This window comes from Pseudomonas sp. C32 (assembly GCF_030417915.1).
Lineage (GTDB): Bacteria > Pseudomonadota > Gammaproteobacteria > Pseudomonadales > Pseudomonadaceae > Aquipseudomonas.
Map to the genome: position 1 here is coordinate 1 of NZ_JAUHUK010000041.1, position 9,376 is coordinate 9,376.

The 9,376-nt window shown below is 55.3% G+C and carries 5 protein-coding genes; all 5 read right to left on the reverse strand.

Going from position 1 to position 9,376, the window contains the following annotated elements; all coding sequences use genetic code 11:
* Window positions 1–60: 60 nt before the first annotated feature.
* The 5 genes from QYH43_RS26640 to QYH43_RS26660 all read right to left on the reverse strand — a co-directional run bounded on the left by QYH43_RS26640 (window position 61) and on the right by QYH43_RS26660 (window position 9,316).
* Window positions 61–1,161, reverse strand: a complete 1,101-nt coding sequence (locus QYH43_RS26640) for a fimbrial protein (RefSeq protein WP_301158496.1) — start codon at window positions 1,159–1,161, stop codon at window positions 61–63.
* 55 nt (window positions 1,162–1,216) lie between these two features.
* A complete protein-coding gene (locus QYH43_RS26645) occupies window positions 1,217–3,670 on the reverse strand; it encodes a fimbria/pilus outer membrane usher protein (RefSeq protein ID WP_301158500.1) in 2,454 nt (817 codons plus the stop codon).
* An 80-nt stretch (window positions 3,671–3,750) separates the two neighbouring features.
* Window positions 3,751–4,506 (reverse strand): molecular chaperone, encoded by a 756-nt coding sequence (locus QYH43_RS26650; protein WP_301158497.1) that lies wholly within the window; start codon window positions 4,504–4,506, stop codon window positions 3,751–3,753.
* A gap of 100 nt (window positions 4,507–4,606) precedes the next feature.
* Entirely contained in the window at window positions 4,607–5,146 is a 540-nt protein-coding gene (locus tag QYH43_RS26655; protein WP_301158498.1) for a fimbrial protein, read from the reverse strand.
* Window positions 5,147–5,455: 309 nt separating this feature from the next.
* Window positions 5,456–9,316 (reverse strand): RHS repeat-associated core domain-containing protein, encoded by a 3,861-nt coding sequence (locus QYH43_RS26660; RefSeq protein ID WP_301158499.1) that lies wholly within the window; start codon window positions 9,314–9,316, stop codon window positions 5,456–5,458.
* Window positions 9,317–9,376 lie beyond the last annotated feature (60 nt).

Below are 9,376 nucleotides of genomic sequence, written 5' to 3' on the forward strand. Positions count from 1 at the left end.
CTTGACCTTCATTGACTGAGGTGAAAAGTGCCGACCTTGTTTGCCAAGGTCGGCATTTTGTCATTTGTAGGTGAGGGTAAAGTTCAGCGTGCCTTTGGCTTCACCTGCTTCAATATCCCGGCTGGCTTCGATCTGGTAGAAGCGCGCGGCAAAGTGAAGCGGGGTGCCTTTAGAGCTGATTTTTTCTATTGCGACGTCCTGACTGAGTTCAATGGGTGTTGTCTGGTCGCCCTTGAGTATCTGAATGCCGACACCTTTAGCGCTGGATCCCGGCGTCAAACTGAACACTCCCGGAATCGGCGGGGTGACTGGCAATGAACCACCAGCGCCTTCGAAGCGGATGTGTGCGGTGGCGATGTTGAGGTCGGCATCATCGGCAATACAGGTGCTTAAAAAGATACTGAATGGGACGGCGGTTGTCGTGTAGCCAGGGGCATTAAAATCAGCCAGATCCCAATCCCCCAATTGCACCGGGTCGGCGCTGACTTTGTGACTGCCGCAATGGGCCTGAATGACGGTGCCGCTTAATCCAGCCCGAAAGGTCTTGCCAGGGATGCCGGAAAACTCCCCGCTGAACAACTCCTGCCCGTCAAAGGTTTGTGGGTCAAGAGGGATGGGGCCTGTCTTGATCAAGGTGATGTAGCTTTCCAGGCTGGAGAAGTTCATCTGCGCCGAGCCCATTGGCCTTTGATGATGCGCGCTGAAGGGTACTGTGGGGTCACCCGTGTCGGGGGTAAACGAGTTCGAGGCAAAGCCGTCGAACGGAAAGCCCAGTTGGAACCGAACACCGACTCCGGGAATGTTGGTCGACAACACATCTTGGATCGCCCCGAAGGTACCGATGCCGACAGGCAAGTTTTGGGCGAACGGGACACTGGTTGCCGCGTTGAACGTCAGTCGAACATTGCCATCGTTATCGCAGCGCACGGCGCGCCCTTCGATATTGGGTGTTAGCTTGCGTTCTCGTCTGCCGATAATGCTTCCCACAGGGGCGTCCCGCGGTACGTAAACGGTCCCCATGTTCTGATTGAATGTCATGGTCGCACCCCCTCCGCTCAACCATTCGCATGTATTGGGCGTTGCGGCGGCGAAGACCGTGGGTGCCTGGCAACCGGCCAACAAAGCCAGCAGTCCAGTCAGGCGGTGCACGGTAGGTCTCATGGTGTTACTCCTGAGTGGACAGTACCTGTAGGGGGGTTGTAATAACGGGGGGTAATCAGAGGCATGTCAGCTCCTGCATTCGGTAGCCCTGTGCCAGATCCATGCTCTGTGGGTCGACGTGTAATTGACATTGCGGCTCGCTCAACTCACCCCATCTGACGTCAATGATCTGTGGTTCGGCGCTGGTTGAAAGCATGACTTGCCCGGCTTGCCCGACCACGCCAAGCACATCACCTTGCCGATTACTTAATTGCGCTCCGAACGGCAGCACTTGGCCGCGAGACGTTCGGCCAGTGATGACCAGGCGCGTCACGGTGCGTGCAGCAAAGGTGTTTTTGACAATCGCCCCACGTGTCGGAATGACCTGGGCGGTTCCGTTGTCGATTTCTACATCGGGTCCTAACTGATCGGTTTGCAGCACTAACTGATTGACCCGATACGGCCGAAGGTACGGCGCCAGGGCGAAGCCCCGTTCATTGGTTTGAACCCCGGGGGCATTCATCAGACCCACACCTGCAATACCCGGGACCTCCACCAGTGCGGTGGTCTCACCCAAGTAAGGGCCGGCTTCAATGCCGTCCGCGTGTAGCAGTAAAGCGCCGGTGGCATTCAGTGAAACATTGCGGTAGTCCGGGCCTTGAGTCACGCCGGCACCGACACCACCGAACGACGCTTGATAACCGAGCGAGAGTGCCGCCGCATGCTGTCGATTGTCATCGCGGCTGATCGAGGCCTGGTAATTGAGGCGGTTCAGGTCGGAGCTGCCGCTGAGGGTCGCGCGCTGGGTAAATTGGTCGCCGCTTTTCTGGGTATCGAACGATGCATTGGCCGAGTGGCCGAAATCCAGTGGCAAGCTGATGCTCAGGCCGATCTGCCGGTCACTGCCCCGGGATGTGTTCAGCGATTGTGAGGCAAAAACGTTGAAACCCACGCTTTTGTAACGGGTACTGGCATTGAGTTGATACTGACGCTCTGTATGACCGCTTTGCCAATAGTCCTGCTGTGACAGCGTCAAGCTCAAATTACTGCGAGTGCCGATACTCTGGTAAATCGAAGCTTCCAACCGGCTGCGGCGACTGCCGTACCAATGCGCGTCCTGGCTTCTCTGGCGCACAGCCTCGTCAAAGTCCCGATAGCCCTCGGTCGAGTAACGATAGCCGGCAAAGCGCAGGTTTGTGTTGGTGGCGAAGGCCTTGCCATATTTCAACGCGTAACTCATACCTTGGACGTGCGGTGAATCCAGGCTGCCAATATCGGCACTCGAATGAGTCAAGTCCATGGAGAGGGCGCCGAAGTGACCCAGATCCCGGGCTAAACCCAGTGTACCTGCCTGGTAAAATTCACTGGCCATCAGGCCACCGTATAACGTCGAGTTCCATCCCGCTCCCATGGCCAGGGTACCTTGCCAGAGCAAGGGCTCTTCCAGTCCGTGCGAACCGTTATAGCGGCCCATGGCCGCGCTATAGCGCCATACACCTTCGCGTAACAGGTTGCTGACCGTGGCGAATGATTGGGTGAAACGCCTGACTTGACCATCGGCCTCTGTCAGCACGATTTCCAGTTCGCCGCTGCCACCGTTTGTACTCAGGTCATCGATTTCATATTGGCCTGGGCTGACATACGTGGTGTAAAGAGGATAACCATTCTGGAACACTTCAAGTTTGGCGCGCGTTTGTGCAACGCCGCGGATAACCGGTGCGTACCCTTGCAGGACATCTGGCAGGATACCCATGTCCGAACCAATCAAAACCCCCGTGATTGGCTGGCTTTTGAACACGTCGCCACTGGTGAAGGTTTCTCCCAGCGTCAGGTTGGCATGAGTGCCAGGCAGAACGCGCTGTGCGTAGGAATACGCCCTGGCCCATTCGCGCTGTCCATTCTCGTTCTGGCGCAGCGACTGGTTACTGCGCAAACGCCAAGGCCCTAGATTGACGCCGCTGTTGAGATACAGGTCATCGGTGTTTTGCCGGCCGCGATAGCGGTTGGTTCCTTGCTGTGCCGACGCCTGATAGCTGACGAACGCCGCATTGATGCCAGGGTCCCAGCGCTCGGGGTCGATGTGTCCGAGCACATCACGACGCATGGCGATGTGAGGAATGGAAATCGCCAGCGACAATTGGCTGCCATCGAAATCGGTGTCGGCGCCGGGGATTAATGTCTGTAGATCGATGCAACGGTCATTCAATAAGTCGGGGTCGGCGATACTGTCGAGTCGAACACCCATTTGGCCGAGCAGTTCGGCGGACAGACAGGGCGCCAGGTGGTTGCCCTTTGGGCTGAGATCAAACTCGATTTCGCGTTGACCGAAGTCAATCAGGTTCACTCGAATATCAACCAGATAGCGCCCAGGTCCCAGATCGTGTGTTTGAGCAAGGGCCTGTAACGCCTGTTGGCCAGCACTGCTGGCATGTTCCGGGCTCTGTCGCAGGAAACCGGATTGAAATTCAATGGAAGGTGCTGTCTGGGCAACCCTCGAATCAGCGAAAGTGACACCGCTGTAGCCCGCCACAAGCAAATGAACAAGGTGCAGCCGAGGCGCGCGTCGGCAGACAAGAGATAAAGGAATAGTCATAGTCCGGGCGCACTGTCTCAAGGGGTCATCTGAATCGGCAGGGTCAGCGGCGTGGAGTAGCCGCCATAGTCGTTGATGGCCGAGAACTCAACCTGCTGGCCTGGCGTGGGGCCAGGGCCCGTCAGCGCATAGGTCTGCCGGGATAATGGCGCGACCATTTGCGGGTTCTCGATAACCTGGCGGCGGTCATCTCCCTTGATTGCCATTTGAATAAACGTCACGTGGAAAGGCGTCGGGTTATGCACTTCCAGTTGTGATTTGCCGCCGGAACGCTTGATCGACCACTGCAGGTCTTTCAGGCGAGACATGGGGTTGTCTTTGAGTTCAGCCGGGCGATAAAACAGCTTGATGCGGGTGCGCAATGCGATGTTCAGCACGTTGCCTGCGTCCGGGCTGGCCTGTGGGATTTCCTGAACGTTGAAGTAAAACAATGACTCACGATCCGTGGGCAGATCGTTCGGCAGACCATTGATTTGAACCTGTTGCTCCTTGCCTGGGTCAAGCCGGAAAAGGGGGGGCGATGGCATGAAGGGTACGGCCGTTGTTGCATCATCGACTGCGGTGTTGACCCAGGTTTGTACCGCGAAAATTTGCTTGCTTGGGTTGGCGACAATCAATGAAATGCTGCGCTTGCTGCTTTCGAACACCAGGCGCGTACCGCTGAGTGTCAAAGCTGCATGGGCAGTGGAGATGCTGAGCGCGAGCATGATTGCAGTCATGCAGACGCCAAGGGCGGACCGGGACGTGGCCGCTCGTTTGATCAAACCGAACATGGTTCAGTGCCTTTTTTCAGGTGTAATCGGCTGCTGGACAGCGTTGAGTGCCCTCCTTGGCCGCTGTGGCGGTAAAAGAGGGCGGTGAAGCGGGGGGGGGTTAGATGATGTCGACGATGAACTGCACAGTTGCCGAGGCGGCACCAGCCGTTACAGAGGCGGTTGTGGAGCGGTAGTAAGCATCGAAACGCAGGTCGGTCACGCCGGTGTCATTGAGCTCGTAGTCGGGAGATACGATGTTCGGGGCGATAGCGGTGTTGTCCTTGTCCCTGATCACGATCACGACATTTTCGGCACCGCCCGCGGTAGGAGGCGTAACGGTGAAGAAATCACCGGTATCGTCCGCTCCCCCTTGGAAGATGACGTTCGCTTTACTGTCCGGAGTAACGCCGCAGGCACCACCACCCGGGATGCGCAAGATGAATCCACTGCCGGTTTGCTCTTGGCCCGGCCCGGTAAAGAGGCTGGCATCAACGCTCCCCATCCTCACCAGACTGCCTGGCATGCCATCTTCCGGGTTGACGATTGTAATCGGGCAAGTGCTGGCGGTGATCTTGCCCTCGAAGTGGATGGGGCCGGTGTTGGCGAAGGCAGAAGTGCTGGCCAGGCCGAGCGTCAGTGCAAGTAGTGTTTTTTTCATAATGTGTAACCTTTTAGTGGACAGTGCCCGGCGGGGGAACACGAGACGATGCCGTTGTTGCACTGCAATGTCGGAAGTGAAGTGTTGCGCAGTTGCGTTGTCTCGAGGGTGGGGAGTTTAGGAAGGGCGGGGGGGAGGGGATATGAGAGAACTCTCAGTTCTTAAGGTGTTGATGATCTGGTTTTGACAGGAGATTTAAACGTGATGAACGCGGTTTTTTGATCTTGAATGGGGGGGGCAAGTGTGCAGTTCTTAAGTAACTGCACACTTGGTATTACAAGTCGAAGCTAGTTTTTTTTGTCAGGTGGGTTACCTATGCTGCAGGAAGGTCGAACTGGTAAGGTAAACCTCCTTTGAATCAGTGCTTGTCACTACATTGTTCTTCATATTTTCATTATCCCGGTTGATTAGTGCCCGAATGCCAGGTCTAACTTTGACGTTCCCTGAGTCTCTGCTGGACCTTGTATCAGTAGCGTCTGTAATAGAGTTTCTGCGGGTCGTATGAGCGCTGTCTATCGAACTAATACTAGAACGAGTTTCAATCGGTCCAGGCGTTGGAGACGGTGGAGGGGTTGCAGCCGGTCTTTGAGTTTGCGTTCCAACGTTACTAACTCCAGCCGCCGGTACCGCCGTTGCAACGGAGCCGGCACTCGCAGCAGGAACACCAGCAGCAGGAACACCAGCAGCAGGAACACCAGCACCAGCACCCGTACCCGCACCCGCTGAACTTGCTGCCGCTGCCGTTCCTGCCGCTTTCGTTGCGAAATGGGCCATGACTTTACCCGTTATCGCACCGGCGGCGCCAAAGACGGCACCGGCTATACCAAGCCACTGGCCGATAACAATTGCGGAGTCATCTTCCTTAAGGGCGCCATAGACTGAGGCGATAACAGCCCCCCCTGTAAGCACAGCACCAGTTATCCCCAGAAACAAGGCTACTGATGCGCCAGCTGTCCAGGGCACCATTGTGGCCGCAAAGATAAAACCGAGCAGTGCACCCGCCGCCGGAAGAAATTTTTCCCAAAAGCTTCGCTTCGGTTGTTCGTAAGGGTCGGTGTATCCGGGATTCTCTGGGCGGTTGATTGCCGGTCTATGACCGGTAGGGTCTCGGAAAAAGACCGGGTTACCCAGGCAGTACACGTAGGGATTGATCCCGCCTGCACCAAAAGGACTCAGTGAGTCCGGACTGTGAAAACGCATCAGTCCCGGATTGTAAGCCCGATAGCCACGGCCGAGCAGATACCAGCCGGTCGTTTCTTCACGCACTTCTGCGTTGAAAGCCAGCACACTTTGCAGTTCACCATCATTGGCACTGCGTTCACCATAAACGCTATATACGGCAGTACGCAGCACCCCATGCAGACTTTCGCCAATAACGCTGGGGCTCGCATCGCATAACAGGAGCATCGCCTCATCATGGTTGGCCTGTTGCTCACCCAAGGGAAGATTATCGAGAAACAGGAAATGCGTTTGCCTGTCGTCCTGGCGGGTATAACTCAGGTTGTAGCCCTGATAAAACCGCAAAGTTTCACTCTTCTCACCCTGGCGCACCCCGATCAGGTGATTATGTCCGTTATAACGGTAGCGGCTGATGAATTGTTGATCGCCTGAGTCTTTGACCTCGAGTAGACGTCCCAGGCTGTCATACCTCAGGCGCTGGCCTTGCTCATCATTGAGCATGTTGCCGTCCGCGTCGTATTCGAACTTCTGGCGTGCCGTGTAACCCCCTTCAGTAAAGGTGTGGGTGACTTCGATCAACTGGCAGGAGTCGTCAAGGGCATAGCTGAAAACCGCAACGTCGCGTTTTCCATCCTTGAACGTTGTCGTACAGTGTTTAATATTGTCCTTGGCATCGAAACGGAATACTTGTTTGGTTATCGCGTTGCCGAAAACATCCCGAGGTAGCGTGTCTCCGGAGCATGTATGTTGAATGAGTCGGCTACGTGAGTCATAAAGGAATTCTTCTTTAAGCAGGCTTTGCTTGCCCTTTAGCAGATGCCGGGTTCTAAGCTGATCATCGTCATACCAGGTTTGGAGGATAGTGCGTGGCACATGGCCGGTCAGTCTCATTTCTCGCACAACTTCCCGGCCCAGGGTGTCGTAGAACATATCCGTGACCAGTGTGTTGCCGTCCTTCAGGCTTTTGGTTGTGGTGCGGCACGCTTGCCCAAGCGAGTTGTACTCGAAATCAGCACTCAGTGAGCCCTGAGTTGCAGACACGGTTCGACCATGGCTGTCGTAGGTGTAGACGGTTTCCGGTCCATCGGTATGGCTCTGGCTTAATAAACGCCCCAGCAATGAGGTGCCGTAGAGCGTTTTGTGCTCGACTCCCGAGGCGTCGGTCCAGTTTTCTCTGAACACGTTGCCGAGACTGTTGTATTCGAATCGAAGGCTCCCCTGGTTGTTCGTTGTATTGGTAATGCTGGCGCTTATCTCATCGTAGACATAAGACATGGTGTCTTCGGCTGACTTGATCAGAATGGGTTGCTCAGTCAGGTTTAACCTGTAGGTGTAATCAATTGTTCTATCGCTCGGTGTGAGGCGTTGGTAGAACTGCATCTGGCCTGCGTTGTATCGATATTGCTCAATGCGTGGGCCAACCTCTAGCGCTGTTAACCGTGACAACCCATCGAATGTTTGTTGGCCAATGGTGACGGTGGGTTCATCAGAACTACCGGGAACAACTTGCAAGCTGACAGGCAGCTCGGCGGAACTGTGTTGTGCATAGGTACGGCGGACGTTGGTTTGGTCTGGCAGCGTTGTACTCACCATCCGGGCCCATTTATCGTATTCAAATACGGTTGAGCGCTCCGTATGGCTCAGTAATTCGTTTTGCTGTGTACAGTTCCCGTGGCCGTCATAAACATAGCTAGTCGACCCCACCGTTGGCAGCTCTTCATTGAGCAGCAACGTATTCAGGTACAAAGCGACATTGGGTTTGTCGTCTGCACCCAGTGTTGCCTGGAGCTGCTCATTCAATCGCTGCGTGTCGAAACGTTTGATGACGTCCACTTTTCCAAAGCAGTTGTACTCGCTCACGCTCAAGCCACTGACTTTGGGCGGCTGGTCAGTGCTTTCTGTCCAACTGCGTGATGTCGGTCCCAGTTTTCCGAACGGCGACAGTTCGGTGATGACGGCGATACCGTCAGAGCCTGTCTCTCGGCTTTGCTCACCCCAGGCGCTATAAGCAAACTCGCTGCTCAGTTCAAGTTGTTCGGCATCGATCCAGTCGAATCTCGACTCCCGGAAGAGGTTACCCAAAGCATCAAATTCAGCCGCATAAGTCTGACGATAGTCGTCGGCGTGTATGGGGTTTTCTATGTCCTGGCGTCCAACATAGATAGTTCGGTTGAGCCCGTCGAACCGGGTCAATGTCCTGATTCCTTTCACATCGGTAACGACTTGGCTGGCTTGTTGGCCATCGATGGACGTCAGGAAATAGTCATAGTGTCGCGATGCTGTATCGTCGGGTTCATCCGGTGCTACGGTTTCACGGGTCACCCGGCCTAGAGCATCGTAAACAATCAATGTCTGCACATTGTTGATATCAGATTTCACTACGGGTTTCCCGGTAGCCAACGAGTGCTGTTCGCGCGTGATTTTCTGAACTTCTTTGCCGTCCACCCCATGATCGAAGCCGGTAAAGGTTTCAATCGTTTCCAGGACCGCATCACCCGCCAGCGTGCTGTTGATGGTTCGGTAAGCAAACTCGGTGAGGCTGGGCATGTCATTGAGGGTTACGCGCTGGCTCAGCGGCCGACCGTGTAGAAATGGTTCCTCGGGGACATCTGCGTAAGTGCGCTCGGTGAGCTGCAGTACCTTCTCGTCGCCAGCGTCCATCTCCAGTAGCGTTTCGCTCTCGACGGTCATCCACTCCTTTAGATCGCTGCCTGCCAGAGGGGGCATCTTGCGGTAGGTGTAACGGGTGCACAACGTGGGTGCGCCGACTCGACCTATAGGCGATGGAGTAACAGTTGTCTCCTTCAGAAAACGGACAAAACCGTTCGGATCGGCTTCTTTGGGATAATAAATGCGTTCGGTTTTGAAGCCGCTGGGGTCTATCATTTCGATAGGATTGCCGTGCACATCGAAAGCACTCAGCTCCACTTCAGATCGATACTTCGTCGGGTCGTCGGTGAGTTCCCAATTAGTGGTGATTTTTTTCGGCAACTGAAATTGCGGGGGCTGCGCCGAGAACGGTACGTCTTCGGCGTAAAACTCGGTCTTGAT

Bases quoted from the DNA above. Each gene is read 5' to 3' on its own strand.
- QYH43_RS26650 (WP_301158497.1), bottom strand. From the start codon at position 4,506: ATGTTCGGTTTGATCAAACGAGCGGCCACGTCCCGGTCCGCCCTTGGC.
- QYH43_RS26640 (WP_301158496.1), bottom strand. From the start codon at position 1,161: ATGAGACCTACCGTGCACCGCCTGACTGGACTGCTGGCTTTGTTGGCC.
- QYH43_RS26655 (WP_301158498.1), bottom strand. From the start codon at position 5,146: ATGAAAAAAACACTACTTGCACTGACGCTCGGCCTGGCCAGCACTTCT.